The following is a 21,006-nucleotide window of genomic DNA, read 5'->3' as shown; positions in this document are numbered from 1 at the left end:
CGGACCCGGTGCGCAGCCTGCGGCGCTCGCCGGCCGCGGTTGCGGAGGCAGACGACATGGCCAACTCGCTGCAGGATCAGCTGCTCAAGGCGGGGCTCGTGGACGAGCAGAAGCTGAAGCAGGCGAAGAGCAAGAAGCGCAAGCAGAAGCGTGCCGGCGGCGGCCGGGCCGCCGCCGATGCCGAGCACAGTGCCGCCGCCCAACAGGCGGCGGCCGAGAAGCGCCGCCGCGACCAGGAGCTGAACCGCCAGCGCGAGGCCGAGCGACAGCGCAAGGCGGAGCTGGTGGCCCTGTGGCAGCAGGTCCGCGACAACCGCGTCTCCCGCGACGGCGGCGATATCGCCTACAACTTTGCCGACGGCTCGGCCCTGAAGCGGCTCTATGTCAAGAGCGCGCAGCAGAAGTCCATTGCCGACGGCGAGCTCGCCATCGTCCGGCACGACGACTTCTACGAGCTGGTGCCCGCCGCGGTGGCGGAACGGGTGGAGGCGACGGACCCCGCCACCCTGGTGGTCTGGAACAAGCCGGGCAGCGCCGACCCGGACGACCCTTATGCCGACTACGAGGTCCCGGACGACCTGATGTGGTGAGCTCAGTCGCCGTCACGGACCGGTTTTCGGCGCCGCCGGCCGCCGCGCGATCCCAGGCGGGGATCCAGGCGGACCTGGTGGGGCTGCTCTACAGCCAGGCGCCCGTGGGGCTGGTGGTTTCCGCCGCCAACGGTCTCATCGTCGCGCTGGCGGTTTCCTACTTCTATGCCGCGTCGCTGGCCTGGGCCTGGCTCGGCGCCCTGCTGGCGGTGCTGGCGGCGCGCGCCCTGCTGGTGCTGCTGTACCGGCGGCAGCGTGAGCGCCTCGCTGTGTCCGGCTGGTCGGCGCTGTTCGCGGTGGGGGCCGGTGCCACAGGTCTGTGCTGGGGCCTGTCCGCCTATGTGCTGCCCTGGCCCGAGTTTACCGACGAGGTCTTCCTGTCCTTCGTGATCGCCGGCATGGTGGCAGGTGCCATCCCGAGCCTGGCTGCGTGCCTCAGCAGTTATGTGCCCTACCTGCTCGGTGCCCTGTTGCCGCTCGGGCTGCGGATGGCGCTCATCGGCGGCGAGTTTGCGCTGACCTTCGGCATACTCATCGCCATTTTCGGCACCTTCATGCTGCTGACGGCGCGTGCCCATCACCGCACCGTGCGCAGTGCCCTGGAGCTGCGCTACGCCAACGCGGACCTGGTGGCCGACCTCACCGAGGAGTCGGACCAGGTGCGGGCGCTCAACGCCCGGCTGACGCAGGAGGTCGAAGAGCGCAAGCGCATCGCCGAGGAGCTGGCGGCGGCGAAGGAGCAGGCGGAGAGCGCCAGCGTCGCCAAGAGCGAGTTCGTCGCCAACATGAGCCACGAGATCCGCACGCCCATGAACGGCGTGCTGGGCATGATCGAGCTGCTGTCGCAGTCCGAGCTCAACAGCCGCCAGCGCGGCTTCGTGGAGGTGGCGCGCACCTCGAGCGAGAGCCTCCTCAACGTCATCAATGCCATTCTCGACTTCTCCAAGATCGAGGCCGGCAAGCTGGACCTGGAGTCGGTCCCCTTTGACATCCGGGCGCTCGCCGAGGACGTGACGGCGCTGTTCACCGCCAACGTGCAGAACGCCGATTTCGAGCTCACCTGCTTCATCCCGCCGGAGCTGCCCACGCGCGTCATCGGCGACCAGACGCGGCTGCGGCAGATCCTGTCCAATCTCATGGGCAATGCGGTCAAGTTCACCGAGCGGGGCGAGGTGGCGCTGACGGTGCGCGAGGCCGAGCGCCACGACAACCGTGTGCAGCTGGTCTTCGAGGTGCGCGACAGCGGCATCGGCATGACCGCCGAGCAGCGCGCGCGACTGTTCGAGCCCTTCCGCCAGGCGGACGGCTCCATGACCCGGCGCTTCGGCGGCACCGGGCTCGGACTTGCCATCACCAAGCGCCTGACCCGGCTCATGGGCGGGGACATCGACGTGGACAGCGCCCCTGGGCAGGGCACCCTGTTTCGGGTGCGGCTGCCCTTCGCGCTTCAGCCCGTGGGCTCAGAGCTGCCGTGCAACGCCGGGCTCGACGGCCGCCGCGTCCTGGTGGTGGACGACAACGAGACCAACCGCGAGATCCTCAAGCACTACCTGCACGGCTGGGGCATGGACTGTGTGCTCACCGCCGACGCGACGGCGGCGCTGGCCGCGCTGCGCGAGGCGGCGCAGGTCGCGGTCCGCTTCGACCTGGGGCTGCTGGACCTGGAGATGCCGGGCATGGATGGCGAGGCCCTGGCCCGCGCCATCCACGCCGATGTCCATTGGGCCGATCTGCCGCTGCTGCTGCTGAGCTCGCCGGTGGCGAGCCCGCCCACGGACGGCGCCGACCCCTTTGCCCTGCGCATCGCCAAGCCCGTGCGCTACGCTGTGCTGCGCGACGCCCTCTACCAGGTGCTCTACGGTGCCACGCCGGCCTACGCCAAGGCGCCGCCGGCGACCACGCCCCGCCCGCCGCTCAAGGGGCGGGTGCTGCTGGTGGAGGACAACCCGGTGAACCAGCAGGTGGCGCTGTCCATGCTCGGCAAGGTGGGCATCGACGCGGGTCTCGCCGACAACGGCGAGACGGCGCTCGCGCGCCTCGCCAAGGGCGGCTGGGACCTGGTGCTCATGGACGTGCAGATGCCGGTGCTGGACGGCCTCTCCGCCACCCGCGCCTTGCGCGAGCGCGAGCGCGCCGGGGGCGGCGGCCACCTCCCCGTCGTCGCCATGACCGCCAACGCCATGGAGCGCGACCGCGACGCCTGCCTCGCTGCCGGCATGGACGACTACATCGCCAAGCCCTTCAAGAGCGCCACACTGTACGACACCCTCGCCCGCTGGCTGCCGGTCGCCGGCGGCTAGCCTGCCCCGGCGGCTGGCCTGCGCCGGCGCGCGCTGACTCACCGGATCATCTTAAGCTCCGTCAGTCCTTCGTTCTTCTGCTGCACCTTGCCGTAGGCGTCGTACAGTGCCGCCTGCAGGGCCTCTTCGATCACCGGGTGGTAGAAGGGCATGCGCAGCAGCTCGCCGACGCTGAGGCCCTGCTGGATGCACCAGCACATGAGATGGGCGAGGTGCTCGCCCTTGGGGCCGATCATCTCCATGCCGCGCAGGCGCCCGTCGGCCTTGTCGGCGTAGACGCGCAGCACGCCGCGGTTCTTACCCATGATCAGCGCGCGGCCGACGGGGGCGAGATTGATCTCGCCGACGGCGGTGGTGGCGGGCTCCAGCGCGTCGAAGCGCTCGCCGACGGCGCAGATGTTCGGGTCGCAGAAGTTGATGTGCATCGGTGTCTTGCGGCGGAAGGCCCGGACCTCGCCGCGGGCGGCGTTGAAGCCCGCGATCTTGCCCTCGTCCCCGGCCTCGTGGAGGATCTGGCGCTGACCGTTGACGTCGCCGGCGATGAACACCGGCAGGTCCGCCACCTGCATGGTGTCGGGGGCGAACGGCGGCAGACCGCTGGTGTCCAGCGGGACGCCCAGGTTCTCCAGCGCCAGGTGGGCGATGTTCGGTACCCGGCCGATGCTCACGAGCACCCGCTCCACGCTCACTGCTGCCTCGCCGGCGCGCACCCGCAGCCCGTCGCCGTCCGCTTCGATCTCGGCGGCGACGCCCAGGTGCAGCGGGAATTCCTTCTGCATCAGCGCGATGGCGGCCTCGTTGACGGCAGGGTCGCGCAGCCCGGCGATCTGCGTCTGCTGATCGAAGCCCGTCACCTCGACCCCCAGCCGGTGCAGGCTCTGCCCGAGCTCCAGGCCGATGGTGCCGAGCCCGATCACGGCGATGGACCTGGGCAGGTCTTCAAGCTCGAACAGGGTGTCGGTGGTGAGGATCCGCTCGCCGAGCTCGCGCCAGGCCGCCGGCACCAAGGGCGTGGAGCCGGTGGCGATGACCACGGCGCCGGCACGGATGCGCTGTGCGTCTGCGCCCTGGCCCACCGCCAGCAGCGTCGGCTCCAGGAAGCGGGCGTAGTCCTGGATGAACAGGTCCTCCGGCATGTCGTCGGTGCTGCTGCCGAGCACCCGGTCCACGAAGATGTCGCGCAGGTCCTGCACATGCTCCATGGCCTCGGGGATGTCGAGCGTCATCGCCTCGTGGCCGTCGATGCCGTATTTGCCGAGGTGCGTGCGGCGGTGGTAGTCCTCCGCCACCTGGATCATCGCTTTCGATGGCATGCACCCCACCCGGGCGCAGGTGGTGCCGGGCTCGCCGCCGTTGATGAGGACGAAGGACTTGCCGGCCTTGCGCACCTGGGCCATGGCGTTGAGGCCGGCGGTGCCGGAGCCGATGATGGCCACGTCGACGCTTCTTTCTTGCACCTGATGCTCTCCTGAAGGTGTGTTGTCGGGGGCGGGGGCGCCGGCGGTTGTCGGCAACGCCGGGCACAATGCCGGCCACAACGCCGCTGGGCCCCGCGCAGAGGATTTACACCGCGTTTGGGCTGCGCTATTTTGCAGCGTTTTTGCCGCCCCGATGCAAGTGGGGTCGGGAACGCCGGCTATGCTGGCCTGTTGCCGCCGGCACCGCACGCCCTGCTGTGCCGTCTGATCCTGTGCCGCCTGATCGCAGGCTCGATGGCGCAGGCGGCCGGCCGATCATGGCTGCGACGCCCCCGACTCACCCACCGACGCATTGGGAGCCCCACTGACTTGAGCCGCATCGACTTGAGCGCCAGCGCCTTGAGCCCGGATCCAGCGACAGACCAGCCTCCGCAGGCAGTCCCGCCGGCGCCCGTGCGCGGCTACGCCGTGGCGCCGGGCGGTACACTCGTGGGCGAGATCCGGGTGCCCGGGGACAAGTCGGTCTCGCACCGCGCCATCATGCTCGGTGCCCTGGCAGACGGCGAGACGCAGGTGACGGGCTTTCTCGAAGGCGCCGACAGCCTGGCCACGCTCGCCGCCTTCCGCCGCATGGGCGTCGCCATCGAAGGCCCCGCGCGGGGCGAGCTGCGCATCCGCGGGGTCGGGCGCGACGGGCTCACGGCGCCCGCAGCGCCGCTGGATGTCGGTAACGCCGGCACGGCCATGCGGCTCCTGTGCGGGCTGCTCGCAGGGCAGCGTTTCGCCACCACCCTGGTGGGCGATGCGTCCCTGTCGCGCCGGCCCATGCGCCGGGTCACCGAGCCGCTCGCGCGCATGGGCGCCGACATCGAGACCACTGCCGCCGGCACCGCGCCGCTGCTGATCCGCCCGGTGCCGCGCCTGCACGGCATCGACTACGCCATGCCGGTGGCGAGCGCCCAGGTGAAGTCCTGCCTGCTGCTGGCCGGACTTTATGCGGACGGTGAGACCTGCGTCACCGAGCCCGCCGTCACCCGCGACCACACCGAGCGCATGCTGGCCACCTTCGGCTGTGCGGTTCGGCGCGACGGTGCCCGGGTCTGCATTGAGGGCGGCAGCCGGCTCACGGCGGCACCCGTCGAGGTCCCGGCGGACATTTCCTCCGCCGCCTTCTTTCTGGTGGGGGCGAGCATCGCCGCCGGCGGCGCTGTGACCCTGCCGGCGGTGGGCGTGAACCCGACACGGGTGGGCGTGCTGAACATTCTCAAGGCCATGGGCGCCGACATCGCTGTGGAGAACCCGCGCCAGTGCGGCGCGGAGCCGGTGGCGGACCTGCGCGTGCGCAGCGCACGGCTGCGGGGCATCGAGATCCCCGCCGAGCAGGTGCCGCTCGCCATCGACGAGTTCCCGGCGCTCTTCGTCGCCGCCGCCTGCGCCGAAGGCGAAACGCTGCTCACCGGTGCCGAGGAGCTGCGGGTGAAGGAGAGCGACCGCATCGCCGTGATGGCGGCGGGGCTGGGCCGCCTGGGCGTCGAGACCGAAGTCCTGCCGGACGGCATCCGCATCCAGGGTCGGGGCGGTGCGCCCCTCGCCGGCGGCAGTGTGGACAGCCACGGTGACCACCGCATCGCCATGGCCTTTGCCATGGCGGCGCTGCGGGCGGAGGCCCCGGTGCTGGTGCAGGACTGCGCCAACGTGGACACCTCCTTTCCGGGCTTCGCGACGCTGGCGGCGGCGGCCGGGCTGGGCATCGAGGAGACACCGGCATGATCGAGCCCGCGGCGGGCCTGGCGGCGCCCGTGATCACCGTCGATGGGCCCTCCGGCACCGGCAAGGGCACCATTGCCGGGCGGCTTGCGCAGCTGCTCGGCTGGCATGTGCTGGACACGGGTGCGCTCTACCGCTGTGTCGGGCTCGCCGCCGTGCGCCGCGGGCTGGACCTGGATGACGGCGACGCGCTGGGCGCCCTGGCGCAGGCCCTTCACATCCGCTTCGATGGCGAGCGGGTGCTGCTTGACGACCTCGATGTGAGCACCGACATCCGTACCGCCGCCGCCGCCGAGCACGCCTCCCGCGTGGCGGCACAGCCCGCCGTGCGCCAGGCCCTGTGGCGGCTCCAGCGCGAGGCGGTGCGCCCACCGGGGCTCATCGCGGACGGCCGTGACATGGGCACCGTCGTTTTCCCGGAGGCCGCCCTCAAGCTCTACCTTGACGCAAGTCCGGAAGTGCGCGCGGATCGGCGCTATAAGCAGTTGAAAGACAAGGGCATGGATGCTAACTTGCACAGTCTTGCGCAGGAGCTGGCCGAGCGCGATCGCCGTGATCGCGAGCGCGCCGCAAGCCCCCTGGCGCCGGCGGACGACGCCGTGATCATCGACACTTCGGCGCTCGACATCGACGCCGTGCTGGCATGCGTGGTGGACGCGGTCCGCCGCCGGCTGCCGCAGGCGCTCCAGGCGTCATCCGGCGTCCAGTCCGGCGCCTGATCCGTCGCCGGTGCCATCGTCGGGACCGTCGCCGTCGCCGTCGCCCCAGCGCGTACCGGCCCCAGCCGGCATCCTACGGGCGGGGCATCGAGCCGGCTCCGAGCAGTCAGCAGTTGTCGCAGAAAGAGAGCCGCGGTGCCGGGCACCGCAACCGAGCTGCCGGTGGTCCGCCACCGGTGTTTCATTCACCCTTGCAGCAGCATAGGAACAGGCCGGGCGGCGTGCTCGGTGACCTCTCATCCCCCGCCGGCGAGCCGCGGGCCGAGCTGTCACGACGCTGCCATCGCAACATGCCCCGCAGCGTGCCCACCACAGCGCACCGCGGCGCCCACCCGGCCAGGAAAAACCCAACCTCATGACCGAAAGCTTCGCTGAGCTCTTCGAAGAGAGCCTTACCAACACCCAGCTCCAACCGGGCACCGTCATCACCGGAGAGGTGGTGGACATCACGCCGGACGTGGTCATCGTCTACGCCGGCCTGAAGACCGAGGGGATCATCCCGCGCAACCAGTTCATCTCGCCCGAGGGCGAGCTGGAAGTCGCCGTCGGCGACGAGGTGGAGGTGGCCCTGGACGCCGTCGAGGACGGCTTCGGCACCACCCGGCTCTCGCGCGAGAAGGCGAAGCGCTTCGCCGCCTGGGATCAGCTGGAGAAGGCCTTCGAGGACGGCGACACCGTCAAGGGCATGATCAACGGCAAGGTCAAGGGCGGCTTCACCGTGGAGCTCGGCAACGTGCGCGCGTTCCTGCCCGGCTCCCTGGTGGACGTGCGCCCGGTGCGCGACACCACCTACCTCGAAGGCAAGGACCTGGAGTTCAAGGTCATCAAGCTGGACCGCCGGCGCAACAACGTCGTCGTCTCCCGTCGCGCCGTCGTGGAAGAGGAATACAGCGCCGAGCGCGAGGCCCTGCTGGAGAAGCTCGAAGAAGGCCTGGAGCTCCAGGGCGTGGTCAAGAACCTCACCGACTACGGCGCCTTCCTGGACCTGGGCGGCATCGACGGCCTGCTGCACATCACCGACATGGCCTGGCGCCGGGTGAAGCACCCGTCTGAGGTCGTCGAGATCGGCCAGGAGATCATGGTCAAGGTGCTCAAGTTCGACCGCGAGCGCCAGCGTGTCTCCCTGGGCCTGAAGCAGATGGGCGAGGACCCGTGGGTGAACATCTCCCGCCGCTATCCGGAGGGCACCCGCGTCTTCGGCAAGGTCACCAACATCGCGGACTACGGCTGCTTCGTGGAGATCGAAGAGGGCGTCGAGGGCCTCGTGCACGTCTCCGAGATGGACTGGACCAACAAGAACGTGCATCCCACCAAGGTGGTCGCCCTGGGCGACGAGGTGGAGGTCATGATCCTCGACATCGATGAGGAGCGCCGCCGCATCTCGTTGGGCATCAAGCAGTGCCAGAGCAACCCCTGGGACGAGTTCTCCGCCACCTACAAGAAGGGCGACCGGGTCAGTGGTCAGATCAAGTCCATCACCGACTTCGGCATCTTCATCGGCCTGGACGGCGGCATCGACGGGCTGGTTCATCTGTCCGACATCTCCTGGGACGAGGCCGGCGAGGAGGCCCTGCGCCGCTTCAAGAAGGGCGACGAGGTGGAGACCGTGGTGCTGTCGGTGGACCCGGAGCGCGAGCGCATCTCCCTCGGCGTCAAGCAGCTGGACAAGGACCCCTTCTCCAGCTTTGTCGCCCTGAACGAGAAGGGCAGCATCGTCACGGGCACCATCAGCGAGGTGGATGCCAAGGGTGCCACCGTGGACCTGGGCGAAGGCGTGGAAGGCTATCTGCGCGCCTCCGAGATCTCCCGCGACCGCGTCGAGGATGCCCGCCAGGTGCTGAAGCCCGGCGAGGAGATCGAGGCCAAGTTCATGGGCGTGGACCGGAAGAACCGCACCATCTCCCTGTCCGTGAAGGCAAAGGACATGGCCGACGAGCAGGCGGCCATCAAGGGCTATGCGCGCGAGGCGCAGGCCGGCACCGCGACCCTGGGCGACATCCTCAAGCAGCAGATGGAGGAGGCCGCCAAGGAAGACTGACCCTGAGCACCGGCCACGCCGGACCGCCGCCCGCGTGCGGTCCCGCCGCCGGCCCGCCGGGCAGGTGGCGGCGGGGCCAAACCCGCCCAGCATTTTCGGGGTGATGCATCATGATGAAATCGGAGCTCATCGAGATCCTGGCCGAACAGCAGAGCCATCTCGCCTGTAAGGACGTCGAGCTCGCCGTGCGCTGCATTCTCGAGCAGATGAGCGCTGCACTCGCCGCCGGCGAGCGCATTGAGATCCGCGGCTTCGGCAGCTTCTCGCTGCACTATCGCCCGCCGCGCATCGGCCGCAACCCCAAGACCGGCGACTCCGTGGCGCTTGCCGGCAAGTACGTCCCCCACTTCAAGCCCGGCAAGGAGCTGCGCGACCGCGTCAACGCCGCTTACCAGGCGCAGCTGGAGGCGGAGGCGGAGCAGCAGGCAGCCGCGCCGCTCAAGACCGCCACGGGCTGAACCGTCATCGCCCTGTCACACTCGCTGGTTAATCTCCGGCGGATGGTGATGCAGAGGTAACGGTGATGCCTTTCGATGCGCTTCGTCGGGTCCTGCTCGGCTTTGCGGCCCCGGGCCTGGCCCTGGCCCTGGCCCTGCCGGCCCTGGCCCTGGACCCACGGTTTACGGATGCCGACGGCGATCTGGTGGCGGACACGCCGGAGGACCCGGCCGCGCTGGTGGACCCGCCGGTGCTGGTGTTCGCGTACACGCCGGTGGAGGACCCGTCGGTCTATGCCAAGGTCTGGGAAGGCTTCCTCGACCACATGGAAGCGGTGACGGGCAAGCGCGTGCAGTTCTTTCCCGTCCAATCCAACGCCGCACAGATCGAGGCCATGCGCGCCGGGCGCCTGCATGTCGCCGGCTTCAACACGGGCTCCAACCCGTTGGCCGTGAACTGCGCGGGCTTCGTGCCCTTCGCGATGATGGCGGGCGCCGACGACAGCTTCGGCTACGAGATGGAGATCATCACCCATCCCGGCAGCGGCATCGATCAGGTGCAGGACATCAGGGGCGGCAAGCTCGCCTTCACGTCGCCCACGTCCAACTCCGGCTACAAGGCACCGTCCGCAATCCTCAAAAGCGAGTTCGACATGCTCGCCGACCGGGATTTCGAGCCGACCTTCTCCGGCAAGCACGACAACTCCATCATGGGCGTCGCCAACAAGGACTATCCGGCGGCCTCCGTGGCCAACTCCGTGCTGCGCCGGATGATCGCCCGCGATGTCATCGAGCCGGATCAGATCGTCAGCATCTACAAGTCCCAGACCTTCCCGACCACCGGCTACGGCTATGCCCACAACCTGACGCCGGCGCTCCAGGAGAAGATCAGGGAGGCCTTTTTCAGCTTCCCCTGGGAGGGCTCCGCGCTGGCGGCGGAATTCGAGCAGTCGGGCGAGGCCAAGTTCATCCCCATCACCTACCAGGAGCACTGGGACGTCATCCGCAAGATCGATGCGGCCAACGGTGTCAGCTACGACTGCCGTTAAGCTCCGCGTCGAGGGCCTCGCCAAGCGCTATGCCACCGGCGACCGGGCGCTCACGGACGTGAGCCTCGCCCTGCCGGCGGGCCAGGTGCTGGGGCTCATCGGCCCCTCCGGCGCCGGCAAGTCCACGCTGATCCGCTGCATCAACCGCCTGGTGGAGCCCACCGCCGGCCGGGTGCTGCTGGGCGAGACGGCGGTCACGGACCTCGGCCGCAGCGGGCTGCGGCGTGCCCGGCGGCGCATGGGCATGATCTTCCAGGAGTACGCCCTGGTGGAGCGGCTCACGGTGATGGAGAACGTTCTCTCCGGGCGCCTGGGCTATGTGCCCTTCTGGCGCAGCTGGCTGCGGCGCTTTCCGCCCGCGGACATCGCCCGCGCCTTCCGGCTGCTGGACCGGGTGGGGCTGCGCGAGCAGGCCGACAAGCGCGCCGACGCCCTCTCCGGCGGGCAGCGCCAGCGCGTCGGCATCGCCCGGGCCCTGGCGCAGGAGCCCGAGATCCTGCTGGTGGACGAGCCCACGGCGAGCCTGGACCCCAAGACCTCGCGGCAGATCATGCGTCTGCTGCGGGAGGTCTGCGCCGAGCGCGGCCTCGCCGCCATCGTCAACATCCACGACGTGGCCCTGGCGCGGCAGTTCATGATGCGCATCGTCGGCCTGCGTGACGGGCGCATCGTCTACGACGGTGCACCGGAGGGCCTGAGCCCCGAGGTGCTCACCGCCATCTACGGCGAGGAGGACTGGAGCGCCGCGGGCGAGGCGGGCGCCGGGCGCGATGCCGGTCCGGACGTGCCGGACGACGACCAGCTGGCGGCGGCGCTGTGATCGCCCGCCGGTGGGAGCGGCCTGCCGGCCGCGACGACTGCCGGTGCACCGCCGCCCACGGGCGTCGCGGCAGGAATGCCGCTCCCACAAGTGCATGCGGGTGGGAGCGGCCTCCCGGCCGCGACGACTGCCGGGGCACCAGCAGCCCCGCTGCAGCCGGCAGCGCCCAGAGTGTCCATCAGTCGCGGCTGCACCGGGCCTTTCCCATGGGCAGCCAGGCACGCCCCGCCCGCCAGCCATGACCCCGTCCCCCGGTGCGCCCGCCGTCGTCGATGGTCCCACCCGCTGGCGCCGCCCGCCGCTGATCGCCGATGCCCGACTGCGCTGGGCGCTCCTCCTCGGCGCCCTGGCCTATCTCGTCATCGGCATCGGCAGCCTTACGGTCAACTGGGGCCGGGCGGCGGAGGGCTGGGAGCGGGGGCTGCGCTTCCTCGCGGGCTTCGTACAGCCGGACTTCGTGAGCCGCTGGGGGGATATCCAGCAGGGGCTGACGGAGAGCCTCACCATGACCCTCACCGCGACGGTGGTGGGCGTGCTGATCTCCGTGCCCATCGGCATCGGCGCCGCGCGCAACCTTGCGCCCCTGCCGGTGTATCTCGTCTGTCGCGCCATCGTCGCGGTGTCGCGCTCGCTGCAGGAGATCATCGTCGCCATCCTGTTCGTGGCCATGGTGGGCTTCGGGCCGCTGGCGGGCTTTCTGACCCTGGCCTTCGCCACCATCGGCTTCCTCGCCAAGCTCCTCGCCGAGGACATCGAGGACATCGACAAGGCGCAGGTGGAGGCCATCCGCGCCGCCGGCGCCTCCTGGCTTCAGACGCTGAATTACGGCGTTCAGCCGCAGGTGATGCCGCGGCTCATCGGGCTCGCGCTGTATCGGCTGGACATCAATTTTCGCGAGTCGGCGGTCATCGGCATCGTCGGGGCGGGCGGCGTGGGGTCCACGCTCAACACCGCGCTGGACAGGTACGAATACGACGCCGCGGCGGCCATCCTGCTGCTCATCATCGCCATCGTGATGGTGGCCGAGTACGCCTCCAGCTGGATTCGCAGGCAGGTGCAGTGAGCGGACTCCCGGCACCGGACCCTGCCCCCCTCTGGCGGCGGCGCAGCGCGCTTGCGGAGCTCGTGCGCTGGACCGGCTGGCTGCTGCTGGTGCTGCTGTTCGTGGTCTGCTGGGAGCTGATGACCCGCGAGCAGATCTGGGCCTTCGTCTGGGACGCGCCGCGGCAGGCGGGGGATCTGTTCCAGCGCATGGTGCCGCCGCGCTGGTCGTACCTGGACCAGCTCTGGCGCCCGCTCTGGGACACCCTCAACATCGCCACGCTCGGTACCCTGCTGGCGCTGGCGATCGCCGTCCCCGTGGGCTTTCTCGCCGCCCGCAACACCACGCCCAGCCGCTGGCTGGTGCGCCCGCTGGCGCTCTTCGTCATCGTCGCGTCCCGTTCGGTGAATTCGCTCATCTGGGCGCTGCTGCTGGTGACCATCCTGGGCCCCGGCCTGCTCGCGGGCGTCATCGCCATTGCGCTGCGCTCCATCGGCTTCATCGGCAAGCTCCTGTACGAGGCCATCGAGGAGATCGACCCGCGCCAGGTGGAGGCGGTGCGCGCCACCGGCGCCGGCGGCGCCCAGGTGCTGGACTATGCCGTGGTGCCGCAGATCCTGCCGGCGCTGGCGGGCATCGCCGTGTTCCGCTGGGACATCAACATCCGCGAATCCACGGTGCTCGGGCTGGTGGGCGCCGGCGGCATCGGCCTTCAGCTCAAGGCCTCCGTGGACACCCTGGCCTGGCCCCAGGTGACGCTCATCTTCCTGGTCATCCTCGCCACCGTCGTGGTGAGCGAATGGGTCTCCAGCCGGGTGCGGCACGCCCTCATCTGAGGCCGGGGCGCGACGCAACGCCGCCGGGCGCGTACGCAGGGGTCCGCAGTAGGCGGCTGGGCTTCTTCACAAGCTCTCAGGCCGCCGCCGGTGGCTGCACCCGCTCACCGGGGTAATGGGCGGTGATCCAGCGCTCCACCTCGGCGGTCAGCGCCTTGGCGGACTTGCCGCTCGACGGGATGGGCGCCCCGATGACCAGCCGGATGGTGCCCGGGTAGCGCATGACCGAGCGCGCCGGCCAGCAGTCGCCGCTGTTGTGGGCCACCGGCAGCACGTCCGCCCCGGAGCGGGTCGCCAGCATGGCGCCCCCGGAGTTGAAGTGGCCGATGGTCCCGGGCGGCTGGCGGGTGCCCTCCGGGAAAATCATCACGCTGATGCCGTCCGCGAGCCGCGCCGCGCCCTCCTTGACGATGATCTTGAGCGCCTGGGTGCCGGCGGACCGGTCGATGGCGATGGGCTTCAGCAGCGCGAGCCCCCAACCGAAGAAGGGAATCCACAGCAGCTCTTTCTTGAGGATGGTCGCCTGCGGCGACACCAGCAGCTGCAGATAGAAGGTCTCCCAGGGGCTCTGGTGATTGGACATCACCACCACGCCGCGGTCTTTGGGGATGTGCTCGCGCCCCTCCACCTCGATGCGCACACGGTTCAGATGCCGGAGCAGCCACATGATCACCACGCTCCAGATGTTCACGAAGCGGTAGCGCTGCTCGAAGCTCAGAAACGGCGCGGTCAGGAACACCAGCGGCGCATGCAGCACGGCGAGGAGGCCGGAGAGGATCACGAAGATGACGCTTCTGATCCGCACCGGCAGACTCGCCGGTCTCGCGCTGCCAGGCGCCTGGGCGCCGTCCGGGGATGATGCGGAGCCGGTTTTGGCGGCCGTCGGATGCTGCATGGCAGGGCTCTCTTGCTGCGGGCGGTTCTTGACCGCCTATTGTCCCTTCGCCATGGGCTGAGCGGAAGCCGTCATACGGCGCGCACACCGTCCTTGCGCTCCCCCGGGCGTCGCTGCTGCCCCGGCGGGCGGGGCTGCCCGTGACTTAGGGCTGCCCGGGCGGTAGATTCGGCCGTCAGACTGTCCCAGGCCAGTGACCCATCGTCAGGGAGCGGACGCCATGACCAAGATCTTCATTTCCCACAGCACCGCGGACGACGACTTCGTGCGGCGCCTGCGGCAGGCGCTGGCCGACCAGGGCCACGACGGCTGGATCGACTCCCGCGAGCTGCGCGGCGGCGACCTGCTGTGGCCGACGGTCCAGGCCGCCATCGAGGACGCGAGCGCCTACGCCGTTGTCGTCAGCCCGGACGGGCTGCAATCGCGGTGCGTGGGCGACGAGCTGGTGCACGCGCTGGAGATCCAGAAGCAACGGGGCAAGGAGCAGTATCCGGTGCTCCCGCTGTCGCTCGACGGCACCAGGCTCGGCGTCATGGAGCGCTTCTTCGCCGACGCGCCCGCCTACATCCCGGTCAGCAGCGACCCCGGCGGCATCGAGGCGGCCATGCACGCCATACTGGTGGCCCTCGGCGAGCGCCTGCCCACCGACGTGCCGGCCACACCCCAGCCCCCGGCGGAGCCGCTGGAGGAGCTGGTGCTGGAGCTGACGGACCTGCGCTTCCAGCAGCACGCGGCCGAGGGCCAGGCGCCGGTCCGCCGCGCCTCCGCCCGCGCCCGGCTGGTCTACGCGCCGGCCACACCCGGGCAGGAGGCCGTGCACAGCGAACGGGCCTGGCGGCTGGTGGACCCCCTCGGCCCCCTGGACACGGACGATCTGCGCTGGTACCTGGAGGACTACGCCACCTGGCCCAGCGGCGTCCCCGTCATCCAGGAGCGGGCCGGGCGCGTGGAGCAGAATCTCGAGACCTGGGGTCGGGCACTCCACGCCGCGGCCATGCCGCTGGAGCACACCGCGAACGTCCGCGACGCCTGGACCCGCATCGACGACCACGCTGGGCGGCGCTTCTCGGTGCACGTGGACGTGGACGCCACGCTGGAGGCCGGTGCACCCGAGACCGAAGTCGAGGCCGCCCGCGAGGCCGCCACGGTGCTGCTCGGCCTGCCCTGGGAGCTGCTGCACGACGGCAAGAGCTTCCTGTTCCAGGGCGCCAGGCCCACCCGCGTGCGCCGCCGCCTGCCCCGGACCCAGGGCTTCGACGTGCCGGTGGTGGCCACGCCGATCCGCATCCTGCTGGTCACCGCCCGTCCCGAGGACGACGCCTGCGGTTACATCGACCACCGCGTCAGCGCCCTGCCGTTGGTGGAGGCCATGGAGGCCCTGCCCGGGCTGGTGGCGCTGACGGTGCTGAGCCCGCCGACCCTGCCGGCGCTGCGCCTGGCGCTGGAGCGCGCCCGCGACGCCCGCCGGCCCTACCAGGTGGTCCACTTCGACGGCCACGGCGTCTACGACCGCCAGGTCGGCCTGGGCGGGCTCTGCTTCGAGCACCCGGACGACACCGGCAGGCTCGACGGCCGCCGGCACCTGACCGTCTACACTAACGCGCTGGGCCCGCTGCTGCGCGAGCACCGCATCCCGCTGGTGTTCCTGGAGGCCTGCCAGAGCGCGGTGGCGGAAAGCGTCTCCGAGTCCGTGGCCTCGGAGCTGCTCAAGGTCGGCGTCGCCTCCGTGGTGGCCATGAGCCACAGCGTGCTGGTGGAGACCGCGAGGCGCTTCGTCGCCGTCTTCTACACCGCGCTCGCGGACGGCAGGCGGGTGGGGGACGCCATGCTCGCGGGCCAGCGGGCGCTGGCGGAGGACCCAACCCGCGGGCGGGTCTTCGGCACCCGGGCACTGCGGCTCCAGGACTGGTTCGTGCCCGTGCTCTTCCAGGAGAAGGACGACCCGCAGCTCTTCAAGAGCCGGCCCGCCGAACAGACCCGCGCGGACTTCCAGCAGGCCCTCGCCGCCCGCCTCGGCGCGCTGCCGCCGGCACCCGCCACCGGCTTCATCGGCCGCTCCCGGGAGCTGCTGGCGCTGCAGCGCCTGCTGATGCCGGAGTCGGATGCCAGGGCCGGCGCGCGCTACGCCGTCATCCGCGGCCAGGGCGGCGAGGGCAAGACCGCGCTCGCCGCCGAGCTGGCCCGCTGGCTGGTGCGCTCCCACCAGGTCCGCCGCGCCGCCTTCGTGTCAGTGGAGATCCACGGCAACCTGCGCGCCGTGGTCGACGCCCTGGGCCGGCAGCTCGTGGGCGCCGCCTTCAGCGCCGCCGGAGAGCTGGAAGACGCCATCCAGCAGGTGGAGCGCGCCTTGCGCGAGGAGCGCTGCCTCCTGGTCGTCGACAACATGGAGAGCCTGCTGCTGCCGCCCTACCTGGCGGAGGCCACGCCGGACGCCCTCACCGAGGAGGCCCGCGCCGAGCTGGCGGAGATCTTATCGCTGTGCGAGCGGCTGCTCGGGGCCGGCGACACCCGCCTGGTCTTCACCAGCCGCGAGGCCCTGCCGGCGCCCTTCGACGCCAAGCGCAACCGCCGCGAGCTGCACCGGCTCGCGCCGGAGGACGCCATCAAGCTCGTGGAGCGGGTGCTGGATGCGGCCGACGGCGGCGGCGGAGCGGTCGCCGCCGGCGACGCCGCCGGCCGCGAGGCCATCGAGCGCCTGGTGGACGCCGTCCACGGCCACGCCCGCACCCTGGCGCTGCTGGCGCCGTCGCTGCAAAGCCAGGGCGTCGAGGCCACCCGCGCGGCGCTCACCGACCTGATGGCGGACATGGCCCGGCGCTTCCCCACAGGCCATCCCCAGGCCCGGGAGCAGTCGGTCTTTGCCGGCGTCGAGCTGTCCCTGCGGCGGCTGTCGGAGGCCAACCGGGAGCGGGTGCGGGTGCTGGGGGTGTTCCATGGCGGTGTCCAGCTTGCTGTGCTGCGCGTCATGACCGACTGGGACGAGGCGGACCTGGATGCGCTGGCCGCGGACCTGGTGCAGACCGGCCTCGCGACGCCGGACCCGTACAATCACCTGACCCTGAACCCGGCGCTCTGCCCCTATCTGCACGCGCGGCTGGACGACGCCGAGCGCGAGGCGCTCACCGCCCGCTGGGTCGAGGCGATGGGTGGCTATGTCGCCTTTCTCGAACAGCAGTCGAACCAGGACACCGAGCTGGCGGCGACCCTGACGCAACTGGAGCTCGCCAACCTGTTCGCGCTGCTGGAGCAGTTGCAGGCGAAAGACGACCCGGCGGCGACCATCGATCTTGCCACCAGCCTCTACGGTCTGCTGCAAAACGCCGGCAAGCCGCGGCTGCTGGGGCGCGTGGCCACGGCGCGCGACGCCGCCGCCAAGGCCCTCGGCGACGGCTGGAGCCATGCCGGGTTCGAGGCCCAGCGCACCCGCATCGAGCAGCAGCTCGCCGGCGGCGACCTGCAGGGCGCGCTCACCGGGGCGCGGGCGCTGCTGGCGCGCGCCCGGGCGGCGGGGGAGGCGGCCTATCGGGGCGCCGATTACGACCTGGCGATGGCCTGCTGGCTGCTCGGCCGGGTGCTGAGGACCGCCGGCGGGGCGGAGCAGGCCCTGCCGCTGCTCGCCGAGGCGGAGCAGCGCTTCGAGGCCATCGCAGAAGACCGGTCCAGCCGCGCCGCGGCGCGCATGGCCTCCGCCTGCATCAGCGAGCGGGGCGAGTGTCTCTGGCGCCTGGGGCGGCTCGACGAGGCGGCGGCGGCCTATGAGGAGGGCATCCGCCGCGACGAGGAGCGCGGCGACGCCCGCGATGTCGCCGTCGGCAAGGGCCAGCTCGGCTCCGTGCGCAAGGACCAGCGCCGCTACCAGGACGCCCTGGACGCCTATGCCGAGGCCCGCGAGGCCTTCACCCGGCTGGGCGAGCCGGGCAGCGTCGCCGTCTTCTGGCACCAGACCGGCCTGGCCTACGAGGGCGCGGGGCAGCCACAGGCGGCGGAGGCGGCCTACCGGCAGTCGCTGCAGATCGAGGTCCAGCTCGGCAATGTCGCCGGACAGGCCGGCACGCTGGGTCAGCTCGGCACCCTCTACGACGACGCCCTCGACCGGCCCGAGGACGCGGCGGGCTTCTACCGCCAGGCGGCGGACAAGTCCATCGAGGTCGGGGATGTGGCCATGGAGGGCGTGGCCAGGAGCAACCTCGCCGAGACCCTGCGCCGGCTCGGGCGCCTCGACGAGGCCCGCCGCGAGGTCGAGCGGGCCATCGCCTGCAAGGCGCCTTTCGGCCACGCGGCCGAGCCCTGGAAGAGCTTCGGCATCCTCGCCGCCATCGAGACGGACGCCGGCAACCCGCCCGCCGCCCAACAGGCCCGAGGCAAGGCGCGCGCGGCCTACCTGGCCTACCGCCGCGACGGCGGCGAGAACCATGCTCTCGACGGCCGCCTCGCCCTGGCCGTCGCCGAGCACCTGCTCGCCGGCGACCCGGCCGCCGCGGCGGCGCTGCTGGCGGAGCTGGAAGCCGAACCGGACCTGCCCGATTCGCTCCGCCCCTTCCTTGCGGCCCTCCAGGCCATCGCCGCCGGCAGTCGCGACCCCGCCCTCGCCGAGGACCCGGCGCTGCACTACATCTCCGCCGCCGAGGTCCTGCTGCTGATCGAGGCGCTGGAGCAGGCCGGGCGCTGACCGGACGAGCCCAGCCCGCCCAGGCCGCGAGGCGACGGCGTAGGCGCTGTGACTCCCACGCTCCACAGACTGGGCAAGTATCGGCTGTAGGCTGGATAAGCGAAGCGCATCCGCCATCCGCGCGCACGTAAACGACTGATCTGCTGTCCGCAGCGCGCGGCGCAATGGCCCGTGTGGCCGCCGCCGGTGAATTCTTGCCCGGTCTGTCCAGCGTGGGAGCTGGTCCCGAAACTAAACTCCGTGCTTGAATGCACCAACAGTTGGCTCCGTTGCCGCGGGGCACGCCGCCAACGACATCCACCAGCCAAGGTGCAGGTGCTTGACTGACTTTCTGGAACATTGGGCGAGCGACAGCCCCGAGAGCGCGAAACCGGCGGCGCAGGAATTGCTGATCGCGGAATTCACCGAATCCATCCGGCAGGCGATGAAGTAGGCCGGCGTGAACCAAACCAATCTTGCCAAGCGCATGGGCGCGACCAGGGGCCACGTCTCCCAGTTGCTGAACGGTTCGCGCAACATGACGCTGCGTACGTTGGCCGACAGCTGTTCTGCGCTGGGCAAGCGCCCACGACTCACGTTCGACGCGGTCACATCCGGCGATTCGGCGCAAGACTTCCCTGGAACCGCACCTGAGCAGCAAGAGACCAACACCATGACGGTCTTCATCGAGAGCATCGCCATCCGGCGCTTCAGGGCACTCAGTGACTTGAGGTTGGACGGCTTTGGCAAGGTCAACCTGATTACCGGTAAGAACAACGCGGGCAAATCGACACTGCTTGAGGCGATCAGGGTGCTTACAACGGGCGGCTCACTCAGAACACTCTACGAGATACTGAATGACCGTGAGGAGTTGAACGCCGACCGGGACTCCGAGCATGTGTACTCGGCGCGCGATGTGGCGCCAATCTGCAACCTGTTCCACGGCTTTCCGGAATTGGGCGCTGTTGGGCAGGGATTCTCGATTTCCGCCACGGGCGATATCCCCGCGCAAATTCGCAAGATCGCTGTAAGCATGGACTGGTTCGCTCGCAGAGCCGACCCAGACCGGAAAACCTATTCCTACGAGCCGGTGCAAGCGGATCTATTCGATGACGAAGAGTCGTTTCCAGCACTCGTGCTGGAGATGTCGGCGCGCTCGCGTGTTGTGCCCATGCAGCGACTCAACCGTCGCGCATATCCCATTCGCCCCGACCCGGATGCACCGCAGACACCCTGTGTCTATCTCGACCCCTTCAGCTCTCGCTCCACTCGCGAGCTTGGACCGCTCTGGGATGCCATCGCGTTAACGGAGGTAGAGCAAGAGGTGGTCAAGGCGCTGCAAGTGATCTCCGATGACATTCAAGCGATCTCGGTTATCGGCAGCGATGAGCGCGGTCGCGGCCCCAGAACGGCCATCGCCAAGAGCTCGCGATACGCCCACCGGGTTCCGCTCCGCAGCCTCGGTGATGGTGTTAACCGGCTGTTCGGCATCGTGCTGTCATTATGCAATGCCCGTGATGGGGTTCTGCTCGTGGACGAAATCGAAAACGGTCTGCACTATTCTGTCCAAAGTGATATCTGGCGAGCGATCTTCCGGCTCGCGACAGACCTCAATGTCCAGGTCTTTGCCACCTCACACAGCTGGGATTGTGTGCGCGCCTTTCAGGAGGCGGCGAGCGAGAGCCCGCTGGACGGCGTTCTTGTGCGCCTATCTCAGTTGAGCGACCGTGTCGCCGCGACGGTCTTCAAGGAAAAGGACCTCGAAATCGTGACGCGCGATCACATTGAGGTGCGTTGAGCCATGGCCGGCGAGACAGTGCTGATGGTCGAGGGGTCCAGCGACGAGCATGTGGTCAAGGCCATTTGCGGCAAGAGGCAGCTTGGCAAGATCGATGTGATCAAGCCTTATGGAGGGAAGCCCGGCTTGCTTGAAGGCATACCTGTCCGCCTGATGGAGAGCGACATCGCCGCGCTCGGCATTCTGCTCGATGCGGACGAGAGTCTGGATGCCAGTTGGCAGGCCATCGCCGCGCGACTCGAAGGTGCCGGATACAGCCCGGTGCCCGCGTCTCCCGAAGTCCACGGTACGGTGATCCTACCGCCAGATCAGAGTCTCTTGCCACGGGTCGGCGTCTGGCTCATGCCCGACAACAGACTGCCCGGCATCCTGGAAGACTTCCTTCGGTTCCTGGTGCCTCAAGGCGATCCACTGCTCGCGCACGCCGAGCAGGCCATCAACACCATCCCCGAAGGCCAGCGCAGATTCCCGGACCTGCGCCGGCCCAAAGCCCTGATCCACACCTGGCTACTCCGAGGTATCCGAGAACAGGTCGTCCCGCACCGGCGGCGCCAGCCGATGGTCCGGGTCTACCCCCTGTTGGCCCAGATGGTAGGCGGCGAAGCCCGGCATCAGGACCTGGTTGCGGGCCATGCCGATGACGCGGCCG

At 70.1% G+C, this 21,006-nt stretch carries 15 protein-coding genes; 13 read left to right on the top strand and 2 right to left on the bottom strand.

The window, feature by feature from the left end; genetic code table 11:
• Nucleotides 1-56: 56 nt before the first annotated feature.
• A complete protein-coding gene (locus QZ607_RS16560; RefSeq protein WP_295884806.1) occupies nucleotides 57-590 on the top strand; it encodes a DUF2058 domain-containing protein in 534 nt (177 codons plus the stop codon).
• The gene (locus QZ607_RS16555; RefSeq protein WP_295884804.1) at nucleotides 587-2,890 is read left to right on the top strand and encodes a response regulator; all 2,304 of its coding nucleotides are present in this window, start codon (nucleotides 587-589) and stop codon (nucleotides 2,888-2,890) included. The genes QZ607_RS16560 and QZ607_RS16555 overlap by 4 nt, the downstream gene beginning before the upstream one ends.
• A 38-nt stretch (nucleotides 2,891-2,928) precedes the next feature.
• Here the strand turns inward: QZ607_RS16555 and QZ607_RS16550 are convergent, their stop codons facing one another.
• Entirely contained in the window at nucleotides 2,929-4,347 is a 1,419-nt protein-coding gene (locus QZ607_RS16550; RefSeq protein WP_295884802.1) for a dihydrolipoyl dehydrogenase, read from the bottom strand.
• A 414-nt stretch (nucleotides 4,348-4,761) separates the two neighbouring features.
• Between QZ607_RS16550 and aroA the strand changes: the two genes are divergently transcribed.
• The 8 genes from aroA (at nucleotide 4,762) to phnE (QZ607_RS16510) (ending at nucleotide 13,016) form a co-directional block, all read left to right on the top strand.
• A complete protein-coding gene (aroA, locus tag QZ607_RS16545; RefSeq protein WP_295884886.1) occupies nucleotides 4,762-6,078 on the top strand; it encodes a 3-phosphoshikimate 1-carboxyvinyltransferase in 1,317 nt (438 codons plus the stop codon).
• A complete protein-coding gene (gene cmk / locus QZ607_RS16540; protein ID WP_295884800.1) occupies nucleotides 6,075-6,794 on the top strand; it encodes a (d)CMP kinase in 720 nt (239 codons plus the stop codon). The genes aroA and cmk overlap by 4 nt, the downstream gene beginning before the upstream one ends.
• A gap of 238 nt (nucleotides 6,795-7,032) precedes the next feature.
• On the top strand, nucleotides 7,033-8,832 hold the full coding sequence (gene rpsA / locus QZ607_RS16535) for a 30S ribosomal protein S1 (RefSeq protein ID WP_367268212.1): 1,800 nt from the start codon (nucleotides 7,033-7,035) through the stop codon (nucleotides 8,830-8,832).
• A 110-nt stretch (nucleotides 8,833-8,942) separates the two neighbouring features.
• Nucleotides 8,943-9,290 (top strand): integration host factor subunit beta, encoded by a 348-nt coding sequence (gene ihfB, locus QZ607_RS16530; protein ID WP_295884798.1) that lies wholly within the window; start codon nucleotides 8,943-8,945, stop codon nucleotides 9,288-9,290.
• Between the two features lie 65 nt (nucleotides 9,291-9,355).
• Nucleotides 9,356-10,318: a phosphate/phosphite/phosphonate ABC transporter substrate-binding protein gene (gene phnD / locus QZ607_RS16525; RefSeq protein ID WP_295884796.1), complete on the top strand. Its 963-nt coding sequence runs from the start codon at nucleotides 9,356-9,358 to the stop codon at nucleotides 10,316-10,318.
• Nucleotides 10,296-11,138, top strand: a complete 843-nt coding sequence (gene phnC / locus QZ607_RS16520) for a phosphonate ABC transporter ATP-binding protein (protein ID WP_295884794.1) — start codon at nucleotides 10,296-10,298, stop codon at nucleotides 11,136-11,138. The genes phnD and phnC overlap by 23 nt, the downstream gene beginning before the upstream one ends.
• Before the next feature lie 238 nt (nucleotides 11,139-11,376).
• Nucleotides 11,377-12,201: a phosphonate ABC transporter, permease protein PhnE gene (gene phnE, locus QZ607_RS16515; RefSeq protein ID WP_295884792.1), complete on the top strand. Its 825-nt coding sequence runs from the start codon at nucleotides 11,377-11,379 to the stop codon at nucleotides 12,199-12,201.
• Nucleotides 12,198-13,016, top strand: a complete 819-nt coding sequence (gene phnE, locus QZ607_RS16510; RefSeq protein ID WP_295884790.1) for a phosphonate ABC transporter, permease protein PhnE — start codon at nucleotides 12,198-12,200, stop codon at nucleotides 13,014-13,016. Before phnE (QZ607_RS16515) ends, phnE (QZ607_RS16510) begins: the two co-directional genes overlap by 4 nt.
• 76 nt (nucleotides 13,017-13,092) lie before the next feature.
• On the opposite strand, the gene QZ607_RS16505 is transcribed toward phnE (QZ607_RS16510), so the two are convergent.
• Nucleotides 13,093-13,911, bottom strand: coding sequence for a 1-acyl-sn-glycerol-3-phosphate acyltransferase (locus tag QZ607_RS16505; protein WP_295884788.1), 819 nt, complete (start codon nucleotides 13,909-13,911; stop codon nucleotides 13,093-13,095).
• Between the two features lie 220 nt (nucleotides 13,912-14,131).
• Here QZ607_RS16505 and QZ607_RS16500 point away from each other — a divergent pair, with 220 nt between their 5' ends.
• From QZ607_RS16500 to QZ607_RS16490, 3 genes are all read left to right on the top strand, one after another.
• Complete coding sequence (locus QZ607_RS16500) at nucleotides 14,132-18,580, top strand: tetratricopeptide repeat protein (protein WP_295884787.1); 4,449 nt, start codon at nucleotides 14,132-14,134, stop codon at nucleotides 18,578-18,580.
• Between the two features lie 439 nt (nucleotides 18,581-19,019).
• A complete protein-coding gene (locus QZ607_RS16495; RefSeq protein WP_295884786.1) occupies nucleotides 19,020-20,357 on the top strand; it encodes an AAA family ATPase in 1,338 nt (445 codons plus the stop codon).
• Nucleotides 20,358-20,360: 3 nt separating this feature from the next.
• Nucleotides 20,361-21,006, top strand: a 646-nt coding sequence (locus tag QZ607_RS16490; protein WP_295884784.1) for a DUF3226 domain-containing protein, incomplete at its 3' end; no start/stop codon positions are given.

It is taken from the genome of uncultured Thiohalocapsa sp. (genome assembly GCF_913063425.1).
Classification (GTDB): Bacteria; Pseudomonadota; Gammaproteobacteria; order Chromatiales; family Chromatiaceae; genus Thiohalocapsa.
This window is presented reverse-complemented; position numbering and strand designations above follow the sequence as displayed.